Annotated in this window: 17 protein-coding genes and 1 pseudogene; 6 read left to right on the top strand and 12 right to left on the bottom strand. The window is 60.0% G+C overall.

The genetic code is table 11. From position 1 onward, the window contains the following. Positions 1-41: 41 nt before the first annotated feature. The 6 genes and pseudogenes from ACA043_RS17615 to ACA043_RS17590 all read right to left on the bottom strand — a co-directional run bounded on the left by ACA043_RS17615 (position 42) and on the right by ACA043_RS17590 (position 6,321). Entirely contained in the window at positions 42-1,322 is a 1,281-nt protein-coding gene (locus tag ACA043_RS17615) for a TRAP transporter large permease (RefSeq protein WP_187681094.1), read from the bottom strand. Next, positions 1,322-1,849, bottom strand: coding sequence for a TRAP transporter small permease (locus tag ACA043_RS17610; RefSeq protein ID WP_497657549.1), 528 nt, complete (start codon positions 1,847-1,849; stop codon positions 1,322-1,324). The genes ACA043_RS17615 and ACA043_RS17610 overlap by 1 nt, the downstream gene beginning before the upstream one ends. A 79-nt stretch (positions 1,850-1,928) precedes the next feature. Next, the gene (locus ACA043_RS17605) at positions 1,929-2,900 is read right to left on the bottom strand and encodes a TRAP transporter substrate-binding protein (RefSeq protein WP_497657548.1); all 972 of its coding nucleotides are present in this window, start codon (positions 2,898-2,900) and stop codon (positions 1,929-1,931) included. A gap of 61 nt (positions 2,901-2,961) precedes the next feature. Further along, positions 2,962-3,855 (bottom strand): SMP-30/gluconolactonase/LRE family protein, encoded by an 894-nt coding sequence (locus ACA043_RS17600; RefSeq protein ID WP_489880977.1) that lies wholly within the window; start codon positions 3,853-3,855, stop codon positions 2,962-2,964. A gap of 50 nt (positions 3,856-3,905) precedes the next feature. Beyond that, the gene (locus ACA043_RS17595) at positions 3,906-4,730 is read right to left on the bottom strand and encodes an NAD-dependent epimerase/dehydratase family protein (RefSeq protein ID WP_187681090.1); all 825 of its coding nucleotides are present in this window, start codon (positions 4,728-4,730) and stop codon (positions 3,906-3,908) included. A gap of 295 nt (positions 4,731-5,025) precedes the next feature. After that, positions 5,026-6,321, bottom strand: a pseudogene (locus ACA043_RS17590) (OprD family porin). A 230-nt stretch (positions 6,322-6,551) separates the two neighbouring features. Between ACA043_RS17590 and ACA043_RS17585 the strand changes: the two are divergent. Both ACA043_RS17585 and ACA043_RS17580 read left to right on the top strand, forming a co-directional pair. Beyond that, a complete protein-coding gene (locus tag ACA043_RS17585; RefSeq protein WP_497657547.1) occupies positions 6,552-8,216 on the top strand; it encodes an MFS transporter in 1,665 nt (554 codons plus the stop codon). Further along, entirely contained in the window at positions 8,213-9,355 is a 1,143-nt protein-coding gene (locus ACA043_RS17580) for an HlyD family secretion protein (RefSeq protein WP_497657546.1), read from the top strand. The genes ACA043_RS17585 and ACA043_RS17580 overlap by 4 nt, the downstream gene beginning before the upstream one ends. 85 nt (positions 9,356-9,440) lie before the next feature. Here the strand turns inward: ACA043_RS17580 and copD are convergent, their stop codons facing one another. Together copD and copC are read right to left on the bottom strand one after the other, a co-directional pair. Further along, the gene (copD, locus tag ACA043_RS17575; RefSeq protein WP_497657545.1) at positions 9,441-10,298 is read right to left on the bottom strand and encodes a copper homeostasis membrane protein CopD; all 858 of its coding nucleotides are present in this window, start codon (positions 10,296-10,298) and stop codon (positions 9,441-9,443) included. Positions 10,299-10,301: 3 nt separating this feature from the next. After that, positions 10,302-10,667 carry a copper homeostasis periplasmic binding protein CopC gene (gene copC / locus ACA043_RS17570; RefSeq protein ID WP_497657544.1) on the bottom strand — a complete coding sequence of 122 codons (366 nt, stop codon included), beginning with the start codon at positions 10,665-10,667 and terminating at the stop codon, positions 10,302-10,304. A 140-nt stretch (positions 10,668-10,807) separates the two neighbouring features. Between copC and ACA043_RS17565 the strand changes: the two genes are divergently transcribed. Continuing rightward, positions 10,808-11,428, top strand: coding sequence for a TetR/AcrR family transcriptional regulator (locus ACA043_RS17565; RefSeq protein WP_187681191.1), 621 nt, complete (start codon positions 10,808-10,810; stop codon positions 11,426-11,428). A gap of 45 nt (positions 11,429-11,473) precedes the next feature. Here the strand turns inward: ACA043_RS17565 and preA are convergent, their stop codons facing one another. From preA to hydA, 3 genes are all read right to left on the bottom strand, one after another. Continuing rightward, a complete protein-coding gene (gene preA, locus ACA043_RS17560; RefSeq protein ID WP_187681190.1) occupies positions 11,474-12,748 on the bottom strand; it encodes an NAD-dependent dihydropyrimidine dehydrogenase subunit PreA in 1,275 nt (424 codons plus the stop codon). Further along, positions 12,749-14,116, bottom strand: a complete 1,368-nt coding sequence (locus ACA043_RS17555; RefSeq protein WP_187681189.1) for an NAD(P)-dependent oxidoreductase — start codon at positions 14,114-14,116, stop codon at positions 12,749-12,751. It abuts the gene before it with no gap. A 158-nt stretch (positions 14,117-14,274) separates the two neighbouring features. Further along, positions 14,275-15,714 carry a dihydropyrimidinase gene (gene hydA, locus ACA043_RS17550; RefSeq protein WP_401264421.1) on the bottom strand — a complete coding sequence of 480 codons (1,440 nt, stop codon included), beginning with the start codon at positions 15,712-15,714 and terminating at the stop codon, positions 14,275-14,277. 624 nt (positions 15,715-16,338) lie between these two features. Here hydA and ACA043_RS17545 point away from each other — a divergent pair. The 3 genes from ACA043_RS17545 to ACA043_RS17535 all read left to right on the top strand — a co-directional run bounded on the left by ACA043_RS17545 (position 16,339) and on the right by ACA043_RS17535 (position 20,291). Then, positions 16,339-17,823 (top strand): NCS1 family nucleobase:cation symporter-1, encoded by a 1,485-nt coding sequence (locus ACA043_RS17545; protein ID WP_489880970.1) that lies wholly within the window; start codon positions 16,339-16,341, stop codon positions 17,821-17,823. A gap of 132 nt (positions 17,824-17,955) precedes the next feature. Then, positions 17,956-19,239, top strand: a complete 1,284-nt coding sequence (locus ACA043_RS17540; protein ID WP_497657543.1) for a Zn-dependent hydrolase — start codon at positions 17,956-17,958, stop codon at positions 19,237-19,239. 110 nt (positions 19,240-19,349) lie between these two features. Beyond that, a complete protein-coding gene (locus ACA043_RS17535) occupies positions 19,350-20,291 on the top strand; it encodes a DHH family phosphoesterase (protein ID WP_497657542.1) in 942 nt (313 codons plus the stop codon). Here ACA043_RS17535 and ACA043_RS17530 read toward each other — a convergent pair. Further along, entirely contained in the window at positions 20,261-21,127 is an 867-nt protein-coding gene (locus ACA043_RS17530) for a CAP domain-containing protein (RefSeq protein ID WP_401264427.1), read from the bottom strand. The two genes, ACA043_RS17535 and ACA043_RS17530, sit on opposite strands and share 31 nt — an antisense overlap. Positions 21,128-21,226: the final 99 nt, after the last annotated feature.

The raw sequence follows: 21,226 nt of genomic DNA, 5'->3' as shown, positions 1-21,226 counted from the left end.
CTTGTGGTGAGGGAGCTTGCTCCCTCACCACAGTTACAGTGTTACAACACCAAATGCGGCAACCACAGCGAAATCGCCGGAACGTAAGTTACCAGCATCAACACCAGAAACAGCACGGCATAGAACGGCAGCAGCGCCTTCACGGTGCTTTCGATGCTGACCTTGCCCACCGCCGAACCGACAAACAACACCGCACCTACCGGCGGCGTTATCAGCCCGATCCCCAGGTTGACCAGCATGATCATGCCGAACTGCACCGGGTCGACGCCGATGCCGAGAATCACCGGCATCAGGATCGGTGTCAGGATCAGGATCAGCGGCGCCATGTCCATCACCGTGCCGAGCAACAACAGCATGACGTTGATGCACATCAGGATCACGTAGCGGTTGTCCGACAGGGTCAGGAACAGCGTGGTGATCTTCGCCGGGATCTGCATCAGGGTCATGATGTAGCCGAAGCTGGCGGCGAAGCCGATCAGGATCATCACGATCGAAATCGTGCGCACTGTGCGGTGCATCAGTTTTGGCAGTTCACTCCACTTGTAGTCGCGGTAGATGAACATGGTGACGAAGAATGACCACAGTACGGCAATGGCTGCCGACTCGGTCGCGGTGAAAATCCCCGAGAGGATGCCGCCGAGGATGATCACCATCGCCATCAAGCCCCACATCGCTTCGCCGCAGATTTTCAGGGCTTCACGCAGCGGGATAACTTCACCTTTGGGGTAGTCGCGTTTGCGCGCAAAGATCAGGCACAACACCATCAGACACGCGCTCATCAGCAGGCCCGGCACGACGCCAGCCATGAAGAGCGAAGCAATCGATACCGTGCCGCCGGCCGCCAGCGAGTAGAGCACCGAGTTGTGGCTCGGCGGCGTCAGCAGCGCTTGTACCGAACCGCTGACGGTTACCGCCGTGGAGAAGTCCCGTGGATAGCCTTTGCGTTCCATTTCCGGGATCAGTACCGAACCGACCGAGGCGGTGTCCGCCACCGAGGAGCCGGAAATCGCGCCGAAAAACGTCGAGGCCATGATGTTGACCAGCGACAGGCCACCGCGCACAAACCCCACCAGCACCCCGGCGAACGCCACCAGCCTGCGCGACATGCCGCCTTCGGCCATGATCGCCCCGGCCAATACGAAGAACGGAATCGCCAGCAGCGAAAACTTGTTCACCCCACCGGCCACCTGAATCATCAAGGCCTGGAACGGGATGTCGATCCACCACGCGCCAATCAGCGCCGAGAGGCCGAGGGCATAGGCGACCGGCATGCCGATCAGGATCAATGCGATAAAACTGCCCAGCAGAATAAAAGCGTCCATCAGGCAGCCCCTTCGTTTTCTTCAACCAGATCGAACCGCACCACGCGGCGATTGCTCTGATCACCGAGAATGAGTTTTTCCAGCACGAAAATCAGCGTCAACGCGCCGCCAATCGGGATCGGCATGTAGGTGATGCCGACGCGCAAAGTGGGCAGGGCGCTCATGAACTGGTTCCAGGTCGACAGGCACAGCTTGGTGCCCCAGATGGTCATGAACAGGCAGATGGTTGCCATCAGCAGTTGCGAAACGATGCTCATGGTTTTGCGCAGGTTGGGTGGCAAACGGTCGGTGACCATCGCCACGGCCATGTGCGCACCGGCGCGGTAACTGGCGGCGGCGCCGATGAAGGTGAAGACCATCATCAGCAGGATGGCGGTGGGCTCCGGCCAGCTCGAACCGGTGCCGAGGACGTAACGGGCGAAAACGCCCCAGGGAATGATCAGGGAAATGGTCAGCACCGACAGACCGGCGACCCAGATGCAGGCCATGTAGATCCGGTCATTGATGCTCAGCAGCAAATTCTTCATCGGGTTCCACCGTAACCGGGCAGGCACAGACATCCAGCGAGGTCTGTGCTGCCGGGCCTTTCGTTGAGGGCAGGGAGGGTTACTGAACGGCTTCGATGCGCTTGATCAGATCGGCGTAGGGTGCGCCGTACTTCTCGCGGACTGAGGCGGTGGCCTCGTAGAAAGGTTTCTTGTCGACGGTAATGAACTCGACGCCGGCGGCCTTGAGTTTTTCTTCACTGCTGGCGGATTTCGCATCCCACAGTGCGCGCTCTTCAAGCTGGGCAGCCTTGGCGGCTTTCTTCACCAGCGTCTGTTGGTCGGGGGTGAGTTTTTCCCAGGTGATCTTCGACATCACGATCGGCTCGGGCAGGATCAGGTGCCCGGTCAGGCTGTAGAACTTGGCGTTCTGGTAGTGGTTGTGTTCAAGCAGGGTCGGCGGGTTGTTCTCCGCGCCGTCGATCACCCCGGTCTGCAGGGCGCTGAAGATTTCGCCGGTGTCCATGGCGATGCCGTTGCCGCCCATGGCGTTGATGGTCTCGATGAACATCGGGTTGCCTTGCACGCGGATCTTCATGCCCTTGAGGTCTTCGAGTTTGCGCACTGGTTTTTTGGTGTAGATGTTGCGCGTACCCCCGTCCATCCACGCCAAGGCCACCAGGCCGAATTCAGAGTTGGTGATCCGGTCGAGAATCGCATCGCCGACTTCGCCATCGATCACCGCGCGCATGTGCGCCTGGTCGCGGAAGATGAATGGCATGTTGAATACGTTCACGTCAGGCACCACCGGGCCGACGATACCCAGGCTGACACGGGTCATCTGGATTGCGCCGACCTGTGCCTGTTCAATCACCTCTTTTTCCGAGCCGAGCACGCCTCCGGGGAAATACTTGAAGGTGAGATCGCCATTGGTTTCCTTGGTCAGGGCTTTGCCCATGCTTTCCTCGGCAACCACGGTCGGATAACCGGCAGGGTGGATATCGGCGAACTTGATTTCCAGCGCCTGGGCAGCGCTGGTGAAGGTAAACATCAGCGGGAGTGCAGCGGCGAGCAACGTGCGTTTGAAGTCCATGGGGGGTGTCTCCAGTCTTGTTATTTTTGTGTTCAAGGCACAGCGGTGCAGCAGAGGCGGGTTAAAGCAAATCGTCAAACAAGGGTTCCGGCAGGCCTTTGACGCCGGGTGTCAGCGCGAATACGCCGCCGGCCAGAGACTGCGGATCATGATCGTCACCGGGGCGAATCGAGGCGACGAACAGGGTGTCCATTCCACTGCCGCCGAAGGCGCACATGGTCGGTTTTTTCACTGGCACCGCCAGCGAGTAGTCGAGTCGTCCGTCGGGGGTGAACCGGTGGATGAGACCGGCGTCGTTGGCGCAGATCCAGTAGCAACCGTCGGCGTCCACGGCCGCACCGTCGGGGCGACCGCAGTAGTGATTCATGTCGACGAAGACGCGGCGGTTGGACGGTGTGCCGCTGGCGGTGTCGTAGTCGAAAGCCCAGATCAATTGCACGTTGGGGTGCGAGTCGGACAGGTACATCGTCTTGCCGTCGGGACTGAAGCCGAGGCCGTTGGGCACGACGAAACCGTCGAGTTGCGCTTCAACCGGCCCCGACTGACCTGCGCTATACCGATAGAGCCGGCCTTCGGGCGCATTCAGGCCCATGTTCAGCACCATGCTGCCGGCCCAGAACCGTCCCTGACGATCGCAGCGGCCATCGTTGAGGCGCATGTCGTCTCGGCGGTGTTCAACCCGTGCGAGCCGTTCGGTATCGAGGCTGCCATCGTTGTGCGGGTGCAGATGGAAAAAACCGCTTTCCATGCCGGCGATCCAGCCGCCACGGCTGTGGCGAGCAATGCAGGCGAGCATTTCAGGAGCTTTCCAGGCGTGGACATGGCCGGTGTCGGCGCTCCAGCGTTGCAGGCCGCCATTGGGAATATCCACCCAATACAGGGCGTTTTCCTGCGCGACCCAGACCGGGCTCTCACCGACCGCGTTGCGGGCGTCGACGATCAATTCGGCTTGCATACTCATTCCCTTGGTTTTTATTGGAGGGGGATCAAGTGGACAGCAGAGCGTCAGTCGCCGAACGGACCAGCCGCAACGAAAGCACCACCCTGATAGATCCGCGCCGGGTCATCGGCCGCCGGCATCGGCTGCGCTTCGACTTTTTCGCGGAACACTTCTGAGCTGTCCTTTGCTTCGAACCCGAGGTGGCTGGCGAAGCGGTTGTCCCACCACACGTCCTTGTTGTCGGACATGCCGTACACAACGGTGTGGCCAACGTTTGGGGTATAGAGGGAGCGTTCGAGCAGTTGGGTGAGGTCGTCGAAGCTCAGCCAGGTGTGCATCATTCGGCGGTTCTGTGGTTCGGGGAACGAAGAGCCGATGCGGATGCTGACGGTCTCGATGCCGTAGCGATCGAAATAGAAACTGGCCATGTCTTCGCCGTAGGACTTGGACAAACCGTAGTAACCGTCGGGGCGGCGGGCGGAGCTGGCGTCGAGTTGTTCGTCCTGTTTGTAGAAGCCGATGACATGGTTGGAACTGGCGAAGATCACCCGTTTCACACCATGGCGGCGTGCGGCTTCATAGATGTGGAAGACGCCGCAGATGTTGGCGCCGAGGATTTCTTCGAACGGCCTTTCAACGGACACTCCGCCGAAATGCAGGATGGCATCGACGCCTTCGACCAGTTGATGCACGGCCTGTTTGTCGGCGAGGTCGCAGACGACGATTTCTTCGCGATCATCGATGGCCGGGGTGAGGGCGGCGATGTCTGAAAGTCGCAGCACGTTGGCGTAGGGGCGCAGGCGTTCGCGCAGAACTTTGCCCAAACCACCGGCGGCGCCGGTAAGCAGCAGTCGATTAAACGGGGCGCGGGGAGTAGAGGTAGACGTCATGGCAATCCCTTACACGTTTTGTTTTTAGGTTTGTTGTAGGTTGTCGTATGACTGAGCTGAAGTATCGGTAGGGTTTCTGGATCTTGTCAACGCGACTTTTGGTGTAAATGACGGAAGGGCTGATCCATTCTCCTGCTGCGCGCTTCTGTGGCGAGGGGATTTATCCCCGATCGGCTGCGCAGCAGTCGTCAGCGTTTTTTCTGAAAAACCAAGGGGGCTGCTGCGCAACCCGTCGGGGATAAATCCCCTCGCCACAGGTCATCGGTTTGCCAGAGGTTTGCGCTTGTACTAACTGTTACAACAACGAAATCGGATAGCTGATAAAGATCCGGTTCTCATCAAACTCGTTGGTGCTGAAGTCCCGGCGAATCGTCGCGTTACGCCATTTCACATTGAGGTTTTTCAACGCGCCGCTTTGCACGGTGTAGGCCAGTTCAGATTCGCGGCCCCATTCCTTGCCGTCTGTGATTGTTCCCGTGTGCACGTTATCGCCGCTGATGTAGCGGTTCATCAGGGTCAGCCCGGGAATGCCAAGCGCGACGAAGTTGTAATCGTGGCGCAACTGCCAGGAGCGCTCCTTGGCGTTGTCGTAACTGGCGTTGTAGCTGTCGTTGGCGAGGGTGCCACCGCTGGTGCCGTTGACCCGCATCCACGCGCTGTCGCCGGTGAGTTTTTGCAGGCCGACGTAGAAGGTGTTGCCGCCGTACTTGGCCGAGAGCATGGCAAACGCGGTCTTGTTGTCGAGGTCGCCGGCCTGGGCACTGCCGTCTTCCTTGCCGGTGAAGAAGCCGAGGTTGGCGCCCAGGGTCCAGTCGCCCAGCGGTTGGCTGTGGCTCAGATTGAAGTACTGCTGCTGGTAGATGTCGGTGAGTTCGGCGTACCACACGCCGATCATCGTGCGCTTGTCGTTGAAGGTTTATTCGCCGCCACCGAAATTAAAACGATCCGAGGTGAACGCACCGCGGCCGTTCATCGACATGTCCTCCATGCTCGCGTCGTTGCGCGGGCTGTTACCGCGGAACTGACCACCGTAGAGGCTCAGGCCGTTGATCTCGGTGGAAGTGATCTGCCCACCACGAAAGGTCTGGGGCAGGGAGCGGCCATCGTCCGAGCGCAAAATCGGCAGCACTGGCATCCATTCGCCGACCTTCAGTTCTGTCTTGGAAACCTTGGCCTTCAGCGCCACACCCATGCGTCCGAAATTGTCGGCCGGACGCCCGTCATCGTGGATCGGCAGCAACTGCGTGCCACCGGTGCCTTTGCCGCCATCGAGCTTTTGCGAATACAGCCCCAGGATGTCCAGACCGAAACCGACGGTGCCTTGGGTGAAGCCGGATTTGGCATCGAGGATGAAGCTCTGCGTCCACTCTTCGGCTTTGCCCTGCGGGTAGGCTGGGTTGACGAAGTTGCGATTGAAGTAGGCGTTGCGCAGATTCAGCGTGGCTTTGCTGTCCTCGAGAAAGCCTTCGGCATCGGCGCTCATCGGCAAGGCGAGGGCAAGGCTGCTGCAACCGATCAGGCTTAGCGTGGAGCATGGGCGGGTGATTGAGAAGCGGGAATGGCGGACGGAATTGCAGACGAATGTGCTCACTGTAACGCTCCCTTATTGTTCTTGTTTTTATTAGTGTTGTGCGTTGTCGTACAACATCGGAGGCGATATTTACGGAGCTTACGGGGAATGTCAACTGGAAGTTATACGATGACTTCGCGGGCCTGGCAGCCCTCAATGCCCTCATCGCTGGCAAGCCAACTCCCACAGGGATATGGGTTTACCGGCAGTTTTGCGGCAAACTTCAGCAACTTCCAGCTCAAGGCCTTTTAATGGATCGATACGCCCCGCGCGACTGGCAGCCTCACGAGAAGCCCAGTCTGCCCGGTTCCCCCTCGACGCCGCTGCACTCCAACCCCAAGCGCCTGGCCTATGCGCTGGTCGGGTTGCTGGTGGCGTTGACCGGTGGGTTGGGTAATTCGCTGGTGGTCGCCAACCTGATTTACCTGCAAGGCGCGATCGGCGCGACCACGGCGGAAATGGCCTGGCTGCCGGCGGCGTATGTGATGACCAACGTGTCGATGAACCTGCTGCTGGTGAAGTTCCGCCAACAGTTCGGTTTACGCGCATTCACCGAGGTGTTTCTGGTGCTGTATGCGCTGGTGACCTTCGGCCATTTGTTCGTCAACGACCTGAACTCGGCGATTGCCGTGCGGGCGGCTCACGGTATGGTCGGCGCGGCGCTCAGTTCACTGGGCTTGTATTACATGGTGCAGGCGTTCCCGGCCAAGTGGCGGATGAAGGCGCTGGTGCTGGGTCTGGGGGCTTCGCAACTGGCTTTGCCACTGGCGCGTTTGTTCTCCGAAGACTTGTTGCAGATCGCCGAATGGCGCGGTTTGTATCTGTTCGAATTGGGCATGGCGCTGCTGTCGCTGGGTTGCGTGTTGCTGCTCAAGTTGCCGCCCGGCGACCGTTTCAAAACCTTCGAAAAACTCGATTTCCTGACCTTTGCCATTCTCGCCAGCGGCGTGGCTTTGCTCTGTGCGGTGTTGTCGTTGGGGCGCATCGACTGGTGGTTTGAGCAAGACTGGATCGGTGTCGCGCTGGCCGCCTCGATTGTGTTGATTCTTGCCGGACTCGCCATCGAACATAATCGCAGCAACCCGCTGCTGATGACCCGCTGGCTCGGCAGTGGTGTGATGATTCGTCTGGCGTTGGCGGTGGTGCTGATTCGCATGGTCACGTCCGAACAATCCACTGGCGCCGTGGGTTTCATGCAGTACCTCAACATGAGCAATCAGCAGTTGCACAGCCTGTACGTGGTGATGATGATCGGCAGCGTCGCCGGCCTGCTCACCAGTGCGCTGACCATCGACCCGAAACACTTGCTCCTGCCGTTGATCATCTCGCTGGCGCTGATGGCGACCGGCTCGGTGATGGACAGTTATTCGAACAACCTGACTCGCCCGGAAAACCTGTATTTCAGCCAGTTCCTGTTGGCGTTCGGCAGTACGTTCTTCCTTGGGCCAACCATGGTGCTGGGCACGCGCAACGTGCTGACCAATCCGCGCAATCTGGTGAGTTTTTCCGTGCTGTTCGGGATCTGCAATAACCTCGGCGGACTGCTCGGCTCGGCGTTGCTCGGCACCTTCCAGATCGTGCGTGAGAAGTTTCATTCCAGCCATATCGTCGAGCACCTGACGTTGTCCGATCCGCTGGTGGCGGCGCGCGTGCAGAGTGGTGGATCGGCTTACGGTTCGCTGCTGGCTGACCCGAGCTTGCGCAATCTGGCGGGCATTCGCAGTCTGTCGAACGCGGCGACTCGCGAAGCCAATGTGCTGGCCTATAACGATGTGTTCATGCTCATCGCGGTGATCGCGGTGCTGACCATGATCTGGATTTCCATTCGTGCGCTGTGGCTGATGAGCACCACCAAAGCCGTCGCCGCTCCCCCCGTTCAGCCTTCCGTAACTAATAGCGGTGCCATTTCTTCATGACCGAGCCGACCCCGACCACCACCAACGCCATCGCCGCCACGCCCGAGGGTGTCGCGCCGCCGTCATCACCGAACACCGAGCCGCGCTCGCTGCGGGTGCGGATTATCTCGTCGCTGGGTTTTGCCGCGATTGCCATCGTCGGTGTGCTGATCGTGCTCTACGCCTGGCAACTGCCGCCGTTCAGCAGCGCGGTCGAAACCACCGAAAACGCCTTGGTGCGCGGACAAGTGACGATCATTGGCCCGCAACTCGCAGGTTATGTCTATGAAGTGCCGGTGCAGGATTTCCAGTTTGTGAAGGCCGGCGATTTGCTGGTGCGTCTGGACGACCGCATCTATCAGCAGCGCCTCGACCAGTCACTGGCGCAACTGGCGGTGCAGAAAGCCTCCCTGGCCAACGTGGTGCAACAACGTAACAGCGCTGAAGCGACGATCAAATTGCGTCAGGCGGTTGTTGCCGACAGCGAAGCGCAGTTGCGTAAAAGCGAGGCGGACTTGCGGCGTAACAAGGAGCTGGTGCGTGACGGCTCGGTGTCCAAACGTGAGATGGACGTGGCGCTGGCGGCCAATGCGCAAGGCGTTGCTGCGGTAGCGCAAGCCAAGGCCAATCTGGAAATCGCTCGGCAGGATCTGCAAACAGTGATCGTCAATCGCGGTTCGCTGGAAGCGGCGGTGGCCAGCGCCGAAGCGGCAGTGCAACTGGCGCGCATCGACCTGTCGAACACACGCATCGTCGCCCCGCGCGACGGCCAGCTCGGGCAGATCGGCGTGCGCCTTGGTGCCTACGTCAACTCCGGGGCGCAGCTGATGGCGTTGGTGCCAAACCAGAAATGGGTGATCGCCAACATGAAGGAAACCCAAATGGACAACGTGCGGGTCGGGCAACCGGTGCGCTTCACCGTTGATGCGTTGAACCACCGTAAATTCACCGGGCATGTGCAGCATATTTCGCCGGGCACCGGTTCTGAATTTGCCCTGTTGCAGGCGGACAACGCCACCGGCAACTTCGTCAAAATCGCCCAGCGGGTGCCGGTGCGGATCACCATTGATGAGGGCCAGCAGGAAGAGGAACGACTACGGCCGGGGATGTCGGTGGTGGTGAGTATCGATACCGCAGCGGGCGACACCCAACCACATTAAGATCAAAAGATCGCAGCCTTCGGCAGCTCCTACATTGAAATGCAATCCCCTGTAGGAGCTGCCGAAGGCTGCGATCTTTTGCTTTTCAGGCTGTGATCATCGGGGGCAGGGTGCCGAGCAACGACACAGCCGCGACAGCACCAATCCCCAGCAACCACTCCAGCACCACACTGCGCCTGAGCGCGGCCATCCGCTGTTCGCAGTCGTCGATCCGCATACGATTGAACAGCGCCAGCCCGAGCATCCCCAGCACGATCATCGCCTTGATCAACAGAATCAGCGCAAACCCCGTGAATAGCGGTGTCGGCCACCACTGGCCGGTCAGCACGCGAACGTTGAGCAACCCGGTGATCAGCAGGCCTGCAACCAGCGCATATCCGATCCCGCTGAAGCGTCGCAGAATCTCGCGCATCGGTTCACTGGGCCGGCGCAAAATCATCATCAGCTGCAACAACCCGCCAAGCCACGCCGCCACGCAGGTCAGGTGGATGATCTGGTTGAGAATCAACAGTTGGCCGCTGAGACCATCAAGCATCGCGCCATGTCCGACCGGCGCCAGTGTCGCCAACAGCAGCGCGCTCAAGCCCAGGCGCAACGGCAGGTTCGAACGCCATGGCGTAAACAGCAACGCCAGCAACACTGCGTTGATCAACAGGTGCCAGCGCCAGACCTGACCAAAAAAGGTATTGCCCAACACCAGTGCAACCGTGTCCGGATCAAAAGCTGCCGCCGCCGAACCGGCCATGCTCGCGGTGATAAGCAACGCCCAGGCCATGCCACTGGCCAGCGCAACGGCAGCAAGCCAAGGTGCCAGCCGCGAAATACCAACGTCCAGCGCTGGCGCTCCACCCTTGAGCAGCAATGGCCTGAACAACCACACCCCGAACAGCATCAACACCACGGTGAAATGCAGGAACCGGCACAGCACCAGCGCTTCGCTCATGAATTACTGGCCAACCTTGAATTGGTAGGCGCCTTCGCTTTTATGTGTGTCGACCGACACGGCGTGCCATTCGACTTTGTATTCGCCGGCAGTCAGCGGTGCGGCGGGGGTGACGATCAGGGTTTTCTTGTCTTTGCCTTCGGTGGTCAGCGGTTTGACTGTGACTGGCGCGCCATCCTTGGTCAGGGTGACTTTGGTGAAGGTTGCTTCAACGCCTTCGGAGAAGTTCAGGCGCAGATCCGCCGGTGCCGCGACGGAGCTGTCGGCCGCCGGGGTCTGGCTTTTCAGGTGGGCGTGGGCAAATGCCGAGGATGCGGCCAACAGCGAGGCGAGCAGGGCAGTGGTGGTCAGGACATTCTTGAACAGCATCGCGGGTACCTCTGAGGCAGAATCGAAGAAGCCGCCAGTTTAGCCATCCGTCCTTGCCGGTACGAAGTTTTGTTTTCAGCGGTCGCCCCGGTGGCAGAGCGGATGCTAGTCTTGCGCAACGTTGTTGTCAGGGAGCCCACATGGGCAATCACAAGATCGAGATTCGTCGCAGTAACGTCGAAAAAATCCTCCTCGCCGCGGAAAAGGTTTTCGCCGAAAAAGGCTTCGGCAGCACCGCCATGGCCGACATCGCTGCCGAAGTGCAACTGCCGCGCTCCAACCTGCATTACTACTTTTCAACCAAGAGCGAGCTGTACAGCGCGGTGCTGTTCGATCTGCTGGAAGTTTGGAAACAGGACGCGCTGTGCTTCGAGATGTTCGACGATCCGCGTGTGGTGCTGAGCAGCTACATCCGCGCCAAGATGAACCACTCGCGCAGCCGACCTTACGGCTCGAAAGTCTGGGCCAATGAAATCATTCATGGCGCGCCTACCCTGGGCGAGGCGCTGGATGCCAGCCTGTATGACTGGGCAAAGATGAAAGAAGCGAAGATCCGCCAGTGGGTCGAGGACAAGCGCATCCTGCCGGTGGAACCGTCGAGCCTGCTGTACATGATCTGGGCCTCGACCCAGCACTACGCCGACTTCGATCATCAGGTGAATATCTTGAATGATCACCAGCCGCTGTCGGACATGCAGTTCGAGCGGGCGGTGCAGACGGTGACCAGTGTGATTTTGCGCGGGATCGGCTTGGAACCCTGAGCCTTTCCCTTGAGGCATTCCCACGCAGAGCGTGGGAACGATCAGTCAGAGAGCTACATGGTAGGGATTCCTCGGATCATGATTCCAATCCAGAAACGGCTTGCCCGTCTCCATCGGCACCATCTCGATGCAATCAGCCACCGGACAGGTGATCTGACACAAATTGCAGCCCACACACTCGTCATCGATCACTTCGTATTTATGCGTCCCGTCTGCTTGCTTCAGGCTACTGATCGCCTGATGTGAAGTGTCTTCGCAGGCAATGTGGCAACGCCCGCAACCGATGCACGCCTCCTGATCAATCTTCGCGATCACCTGATAGTTGATATCCAGATACTTCCAGTCCGTGGTGTTGCCCACGGCGCGTCCGGAAAACTCGGCAATGTTGGCGTAGCCCTGACTGTCCATCCAGCGTGACAGGCCATCCTTCATCTCCTCGACAATACGGAAGCCATGCAGCATCGCCGCCGTGCACACCTGCACCGCGCCGCTGCCCAGTGCCATGAATTCCGCCGCATCGCGCCAACTGCCGATGCCGCCGATCCCGCAGATCGGTAAACCTTGGGTCTGCGGATCACGAGCGATTTCCGCGACCATATTCAGCGCAATCGGTTTGACCGCTGAACCGCAGTAACCGCCGTGGGTGCTTTTGCTGCCGACGGTGGGCAGGGCGACCATGTGTTCCAGGTCGACGCTGGTGATCGAGTTGATGGTGTTGATCAGCGACACCGCATCGGCGCCACCCCGATGCGCGGCGCGGGCCGCGACGCGGATGTCGGTGATGTTCGGCGTCAGTTTGACGATCACTGGCAGCGAGCAGTAGGTCTTGCACCAGCGCGTCACTTGCTCGACGTACTCTGGCACCTGACCGACCGCCGCGCCCATGCCGCGTTCGGGCATGCCGTGGGGGCAGCCGAAATTCAGTTCGATGCCATCGGCACCGGTGGCTTCCACCAGCGGCAGGATGTGTTTCCACGACTCTTCGACGCACGGCACCATCAGCGAAACGATGAGGGCGCGATCCGGCCAGTCCTTTTTCACCTGGGTGATTTCACGCAGGTTGATCTCCAGCGAGCGGTCGGTGATCAGCTCGATGTTGTTGATGCCCAGCACTTCTCGGTTGTTACCGTAGTGCGCCGAGTAGCGCGAAGAGACGTTGACCGCCGCCGGGTCTTCACCCAGGGTTTTCCAGACCACGCCACCCCAGCCGGCCTCGAAGGCACGAACCACGTTGTAGGCTTTGTCGGTCGGCGGCGCGGAGGCCAGCCAGAACGGATTGGGCGCTTTGATGCCGGCGAAGACTATCGAGAGATCGGCCATTTACGCAGCCTCCACGTTGAGCATCAGTTGAGCGTTGATGGCCTCGGCGGCCAGTTTGCCGTGCTGCACCGCTTGCACGGTGAGGTCCTGATCGAGGCTGGTGCAATCACCGCCGGCGTACACACCGGGGATGCTCGTGCGCAGATTTTCGTCGACCTGAATTCGCTCGCCCTGACGCTTGAGTTCACGCGCCAACGGGTCGGCGAGAGCGCTGCCGTCGAAGGCCTGGCCGATGGCTTTGAAGATCGCATCAGCAGCCAGCTCGAAGGTTTCCCCGGTGGTTTGCAGGCGACCGTCGACCAGATCGGTACGGGCGAAACGCATGCCGCGGACCTTGCCCTGTTCGTCGAGCAAAACCTCCTCCGGTTGTGCCCAGGTCAACAGGCGTACCTGATTGGCCTTGGCGATGTCTTGTTCGTGGCCGGTAGCGCCCATGTCCGTGACACCACGGCGATACACCAGATTGACATCGCGGGCCCCCAGGCGCGCCATTTGCACGGCCATGTCGATCGCGGTGTTGCCGGCGCCGAGGACGATGCAGCGCTCGGCCAGTGGCAGTTGCGTCAGGTCATCGGCCTGGCGCAGTTCGCGGATGTAGTCAGTGGCGGCGAGCAGTCCGGGAGCGTCTTCGTGAGCCAGACCAAGTTGCTTGCTGGCGTTGAGACCGAGGCCGAGGAACACGGCGTCGAACTGCTGATGCAATTCGCTGAGGGTCAGGTTGTCGCCGAGTTTGTGTCCGTGACGGATTTCGATACCGCCGATTTGCAGGAGAAAATCCAGCTCCTTCTGCGCGTAGTCGTCGACCAGTTTGTACTTGGCGATCCCGTATTCATTCAGGCCGCCAGCCTTCTCCCGCGCTTCGAAAATCACCACGTCATGCCCGTGCATGGCGCTGCGGTGAGCGCAGGACAAACCCGCCGGCCCGGCGCCGACCACGGCGATGCGTTTGCCAGTGTTAGCGGCGCGCTGGAATGGGTGTTCAGTGAAATTCGCGTTGTCCACGGCGTAGCGCTGCAACAGGCCGATCAGCACTGGCGCGCATTCCTGGGCGTTGTTGCGCACGCAGGCTTGCTGGCAAAGGATTTCAGTGGGACAGACTCGCGCGCAACTGCCGCCAAGGATGTTCGCCGAAAGGATTTTCTGCGCAGCACCGGGCACGTTGTCCTGATGGATGTTGCGGATGAACGAGGGAATATCGATCTCGCTCGGGCACGCATTGACGCACGGCGCGTCGTAGCAATACAGGCAGCGCGAGGCTTCCAGATGCGCCTGCCGAGCGTTGAGCGGCGGTGCCAGATCGGTGAAATGACCGGCGAGAGCGGCCGCGCTTTCGTGCGGGTGGGGGAGATGGTTCAGGGTCTCGATCACGGTTTTTTGCCTCACGGTAATTTGAGGTTCTCTGCCTCTGATGGGCAGTGGTTTTTGTGTCGTTAGGGAGGGCCTCTTCGCGAGCAGGCTCGCTCCCACAGGGGAATGCATTTCAAATGTGGGAGCGAGCCTGCTCGCGAAGGCCGAAGGCCGGGATTTCAGCGTTTCACAGCAGTAGGCTTGTGCAATTCAGCCCGCTTGCTCAGCAAATCAAACACCGCCGGATACGCCGGCCGTTCGATGTAGCGTCCGGCCCCGCGCTCGGCACGCAGGTCGCCATCGGCCCAGACCACGCGGCCCTGGCTGACGGTGTGGCTCGGCACGCCGCGCACGGTCTTGCCTTCGAAGATGTTGAAGTCCACCTGCTGATGGTGGGTCTTGGCGGAAATCGTGCGGGTGCCTTGCGGGTCCCACAGCACCAGATCGGCATCGGCGCCGACCCGGATCGCACCTTTGCGCGGATAGAGGTTGAAGATCTTCGCGGTGTTGGTGGAGGTGAGGGCGACGAAGTCCTGCATCGAAAAGCGACCGCTGTTGACGCCTTCATCCCACAGCACCGCCATGCGGTCTTCGATGCCGGCGGTGCCGTTGGGAATCTTGCTGAAGTCGTCGCGCCCGGCGGCTTTTTGTTCGGCGCAGAAGCAGCAGTGATCGGTCGCGGTGGTGTGCAGATTGCCGTTTTGCAAACCGTGCCACAGTGCTTCCTGATGTCCGCGCGGGCGGAACGGCGGGCTCATCACGTAACCGGCGGCGGTCTGCCAGTCCGGGTGTTGGTAGACGCTGTCATCGAGCAGCAGATGCCCGGCCAGGACTTCGCCGTAAACCGGTTGACCCTTGCTGCGCGCGTAGGTGATCTCGTCGAGAGCTTCCTTGGTCGAAACGTGTACCAGATACAGCGGCGTGCCAATGGTTTCGGCGATACGAATGGCCCGGCTCGCCGCTTCACCTTCAACCTGCGAAGGACGCGACAGCGGATGCGCTTCCGGCCCGGTGATGCCCTGGGCCATCAATTTGCGTTGCAGGTGATAAACCAGCTCGCCGTTTTCCGCATGCACCGTCGGTACGGCGCCGAGTTCCAGACAACGCTCGAAGCTCGCTACCAGCGTGTCATCGGCGGCCATGATCGCGTTCTTGTAGGCCATGAAATGCTTGAAACTGTTGATGCCGTGATGGCTGACCAGTTCGGCCATTTCCTCGCGCACCTGTTCGCTCCACCAGGTGATCGCGACGTGAAAGCCATAGTCCGATGCGGATTTCTCCGCCCAGCCGCGCCACTGATGAAACGCTTCCATCAACGACTGCTGCGGATTGGGAATCACAAAGTCGATGATCGATGTGGTGCCCCCGGCCAGACCCGCAGCGGTGCCGCTGAAGAAGTCTTCGCTGGCCACGGTGCCCATGAACGGGAGTTGCATGTGAGTGTGTGGATCGATGCCGCCAGGCATCAGGTATTGACCGCTGCCGTCGAGCACTTCGGCACCAGCGGGAATATCGAGGTTTTCACCAATGGCTTTGATCACGCCGTCGGCGCAATAGACGTCGGCGCGATAACTTTCATCATGGGTAATAACGGTGGCGCCACGGATCAACAGAGACATTCCGAGTTCCTCGCAGGCATGACCGACTGGTGTCGGTTCTAAATGTTTTATTGATGTACGGCGGTGAAGGGCGTATTCCTGTCAGCGCTGTCAGGAATAGAAACTAGTCGCAGTTTTGCAATAGATCAAGATTATTTTTTATAAGCTTATGACTGTTTTAAGTTATTGAAAAATAAAGATAAAAATAGAAAATCACCAAAATGGTGAGGCTGCTCACCATTTTGACGCACTTGACAGGATGGAAATATGAGCAAGATTTCCTATGTGAAATCAGCCGCTTGAAGTTGAGCTGCGGTCGATCGCCAAGGAAGAAAAAAAGTGCAGTGCACCAGTTTGAGTCCTGACAGTTCGGACAACTTGCCCGGCGTTAAGCCTGAGCGTTCAGACAAGTTTTCGAAGACTCATTCGGTCAATAATTAAAACTGATAAATATCAGAAAGTTGCAAAGCGTTTAATGCACGGCCCAAGCGTTCAGCGCGGCACCCGGCACGTTTATTGATGCCGCCGCTGACACCATGGCCGGGGCATGAAAGTTGTCAGTTCCTCCGGCCATCGTCCGGCTCGCACCGTTATGTGCAGCCGCCTGATGAGCAAAAAAATAATCAGAAGAACAGTGGAGCGGCCATGCAACAGATCAGATCGCAAGTGACCGAGCGCGACGGCTTGTTTGAGCTTGAAGCCGGCAGCGACGTCCTCGACAGTCCCCGTTACAACCACGACATGGCACCGACCAAGGTGCGCGAACGAACCTGGAACAAATGGCACATCACCGCGCTGTGGGTCGGCATGTCGATTTGCGTGCCGACCTACACCCTCGGCGGCGTGCTGACGGCGTACTTCGGCCTGACCGTCGGCGAGGCGCTGCTGGCGATTCTGTTTGCCAACCTCATTGTGCTCATCCCCCTGACGCTCAACGCCTTTCCCGGCACCAAATACGGCATTCCGTTCCCGGTTCTGCTGCGCTCATCGTTCGGCATTCTCGGTTCCAACGTGCCGTGCCTGATTCGCGCGCTGGTGGCGTGTGGCTGGTTCGGCATTCAGACGATGTTTGGCGGGCTGGCGATTCACCTGTTTCTGGGCTCTATTTTCGATGGCTGGAAATCCCTTGGCGGCACGGGGGAGGTGATTGGCTTCATGATTTTCTGGGCGCTGAACCTGTGGGTGGTGATTCGCGGCGCCGAGTCGATCAAGTGGCTCGAAACCCTGTCGGCGCCATTGCTGGTGGCGGTTGGCATCGGGTTGCTGGTGTGGGCGATGCCCAATGTGTCGATGACCGAATTGCTGGCGATCCCGCCCAAACGTCCTGAAGGCGCAAGCGTGGTCAGTTACTTCGCTGCCGGGCTGACGGCGATGGTCGGCTTCTGGGCCACGCTGTCGCTGAACATTCCCGACTTCAGTCGCTACGCCAAAAGCCAGAAGGATCAAATCCTCGGGCAGATCTTCGGCCTGCCGCTGACCATGTTCCTGTTCGCCTCCCTCGGCGTGATCATGACCGCAGCGTCAGTGAAACTGGTGGGCGTAACCGTCTCTGATCCGGTCAGCCTGATCGGCCACATTCAGAGCCCGGTGTGGGTCGCGGTGGCCATGGCGCTGATCATCATCGCCACGCTGTCGACCAACACCGCCGCCAACATTGTCTCGCCGACCAACGACTTCCAGAACATCGCGCCCAAGGTCATCAACCGCACCAAAGCCGTGCTGCTGACCGGCGTTGTCGGGTTGGTGTTGATGGGGCATGAGCTACTGAAAAAGCTCGGGCTGATCGTCTCCGATGTGAGTCTGGAAACCGTGTATTCGAATTGGCTGCTGGGATATTCGAGTCTGCTCGGGCCGATTGCCGGGATCATGGTGGTCGACTATTTCCTGATCAAGAAACAGCAACTGGATCTGGCCGGGTTGTACCGCGACGACGTGTATCCGGCGTGGAACTGGGCCGGTTTTCTCGCGTTCGGCGTGCCGGTGGTGTTGACCTTGCTGTCGCTTGGAAGCGATGCGTTCAGCTGGTTCTACAGCTACGGCTGGTTTACCGGCTCGGCGCTGGGCGGAATTATTTATTACGGGTTGTGCGTGATGCGCGGTAACCCGGCGATGGCTAAAGCGCCTTCGTAATGATCGTTCCCACGCTCTGCGTGGGAATGCAGCCCGGGACGCTCTGCGTCCCAACAGCGGACGCAGAGCGTCCATGGATGAGGTCCCACGCAGCGCGTGGGAACTATCGGCATCAACACTGAGGAGATCCCCATGAACGCAGCCGTAGACGTTCTGCAATCGACCCATCAGCACATCAACCGCGACCGCCTCTGGGCGTCGCTGATGGAACTGGCCAAACTCGGCGCTACGGTCAAGGGCGGGGTCTGTCGCCTGGCCCTGACCGACCTCGACCGCCAGGCCCGCGACCTGTTCGTGCAATGGTGCAAGGACGCCGGATGCAGCGTCACGATCGACGAAGTCGGCAACATCTTCGCCCGCCGGCCTGGGCGTAATCCGAACCTGCCGCCGGTGATGACCGGCAGCCACATCGACACCCAACCCACCGGCGGCAAATTCGACGGCTGCTTCGGCGTACTGGCCGGCGTCGAAGTGCTGCGTACCCTCAACGACCTCGGCGTGGAAACCGAAGCGCCGCTGGAAGTGGTGGTGTGGACCAACGAAGAAGGCTCGCGCTTCGCCCCGTGCATGATGGGCTCTGGCGTGTTCGCGGAAAAATTCACCCTCGAAGAAACCCTCGCCAAAGTCGATGCCGATGGCGTCACCGTTGGCGAAGCCCTCAATGCCATCGGCTATGCCGGCCCGCGCAAGGTTAGCGGGCACAAGGTCGGCGCTTATTTCGAGGCGCACATCGAGCAAGGCCCGATCCTCGAAGACGAACAGAAAACCATCGGCGTGGTGCTCGGCGCATTGGGGCAGAAGTGGTTCGACCTCAAGCTGCGCGGCGTCGAAGCCCATGCCGGCCCGACCCCGATGCACTTGCGCAAAGATGCCCTGGTCGGCGCCTCAGTCATCGTCGGTGCGATCAACCGCGCCGCCCTCGGCCATCAGCCCCATGCCTGTGGCACGGTCGGTTGCCTGCAAGCCTATCCCGGCTCGCGCAACGTCATCCCCGGCGAGGTGCGCATGACCCTCGACTTCCGTCATCTGGAACCGGCACGCCTGGACTCGATGATCGCCGATGTGAAGCAGGTCATCGACGCGACTTGCGAAGAGCATGGCCTGACCTATGAACTGACGCCGACGGCCGACTTCCCACCGCTGTATTTCGAAAAGGGCTGCGTGGACGCTGTGCGTGGCGCCGCCAAAGGCCTGGGCCTGTCGCACATGGACATCGTCAGCGGCGCCGGCCACGACGCAATCTTCCTCGCCGAACTCGGCCCGGCCGGGATGATCTTCGTGCCGTGCGAGGGCGGCATCAGCCACAACGAAATCGAAAACGCTGCGCCGGATGATTTGGCAGCGGGATGTGCGGTTTTGTTGCGCGCGATGCTGGCGGCTTCGGCGGCTGTGGCGGGAGGTAAGGTCGCCGCCTGAAGATCAAAAGATCGCAGCCTTCGGGAAATGCACATCCCGTGTAGGAGCTGCCGAAGGCTGCGATCTTTTACGTCACCAAAATGCAATGAAACCGTGCGATGTTGCCGCCCATGAAAATCATCACCTCAGGCGCGGCCTATCTGGATATCGACGCCTACGCCTGCTGCATTGCCTACACTGAATTGCTCAACCTGCAAGGCATTCCCGCCCGCGCGGTCAGTAGCGCGCAACCCAACGCCAGCGTGTCGAAAACCGTACTCGGTTGGGGTTCCGGTCTGCATGACTATGCCCCGAAATCGCACGACGAATTTGTTCTGGTCGACGTGTCCGACTATCACCATTTCGACCCATTGGTGTTGCTCGATCAGGTGGTTGAGGTGATCGACCATCATCCGGGGTACGAAAGTTACTGGGCGCAGAAACTGGGTACTGCCGCTGATATCCGTCCGATAGGCGCCGCCGCTACTCAGGTTTTCCAGCGTTGGCTGGCAGCTGGTTTGTTAACGCAGATCAGCGAACCAAGCGCCGCGTTATTGGCCACGGCGATTCTGGATAACACGCTGAATTTCACCGGGCAGATGACTACATCGCAAGACTTCGACGCCTATGTCGAACTCACCTCCCGAGCAAAACTGAGCGCCGACTGGCCCGAACAGTATTTCCTTGAATGCCAGGCCAGCATCGAAGCAGATCTTGCCGGTGCTTTGGCGGCCGACTTGAAGCGCATGCAGCACGAGAGCAATCTGCCACAGATCTTCGCGCAAATGACGCTGTGGGATGCCGACGCGTTTGTGCAACAGCACCGCCCGGCGATCAATCGCTGGATGGCCGGGCAGGGCGATGACTGGCTACTGAACATCATTGGCATCCGTGACGGCAAAAGCTGTTTGCTGGCTCAACCTGAGGTCAGTCAGCAAAAGCTTAATAGCCTATTGGCGCTTGACTGGCAGGCTGGAGTGGCTGTTCTGCAGCCGTCAATTCTGCGCAAGGAACTGTTGAAACTGGGCCTTGGCGCTGGCCGTCAAGGCGCACCAAACAGCATCGTCCAGTAAACCCCTTCATCACTACGCGCTTCACTGGCGAAGCCGGCGCCGACTTGGGTAAAAATCGGGCTCATCAGGTTGGCGCAATGGCCAGGGCTGGCCAGCCATCCGGCCATGGCTTTGCCCGGTGAACTCTGTCCGGCTGCGATGTTTTCGCCAATTTGCCGACCTCGATAGCCGGCGGCGCGGGCGCGATCGGCAGGCAGGTCACCGTCCGGATCGCGATGGGCGAAATAGTTGCCGTAGGCCATGGCCTTGCTGTGCCCTTGGGCAGCGGCGCCGAGGGCGGCATTCCAGCTCAAGGGCCGGGCAGCGGCGAAGCGCTGGCGTCCACACATTCTTGGCCGGGCGCGGGCGGCGTTGACTTCGGCCAGCAGGGCTTTGCCGACGCTGCGGTTATCGCCTACACGGCTGTCGAGCACCGGTCGCGCCAACACCACTTGCCATTCGCTGCGCGCACGGCTGATGCCGATGTCGGCGTATTGAGTGTCCAGCAACGCGCCGCAGTAGTCGCTTTGCAGCATGTCGAATGCTTCTTCGGCGTCCTGCGCCCCGACAATGCGAATGCTGCGCACCGCTACGGCCGAGTATCCGGAAGACTTCAACGCTTCACGCAAACCGCCGCCATAGCGATAGCCGACCGGCAAGGCCAGGTTCGACTTCAACGCCAACGGTGCCAGCCGTTGCGCGGGACGCCGATCGCAGCGTTGCGGGTGGGCACGGTAGTCGTTGATGGCCGCCACCAATTGGCGCTCGGCGCCGGCATGGGCAGTTTCGGCGAGCAGGGGCGAAAGGATCAGCAGGCACAGCGAAACGAAGCGAGACGAACGAACGGCGTGGCGCATGGGACGGGCAGCTCTGGAGAGGGACGGTGCTTGAGTGGGTTAGTCGCAGAACGCGGCGCGAATAGGACTGGGGTTTTTTGACTTGGTTCAAGAGGCGGA

Source organism: Pseudomonas sp. LBUM1648 (assembly GCF_059716145.1).
The sequence above is the reverse complement of the archived record's forward strand: the minus strand, read 5'-3'. Positions and strand labels throughout refer to the sequence as shown.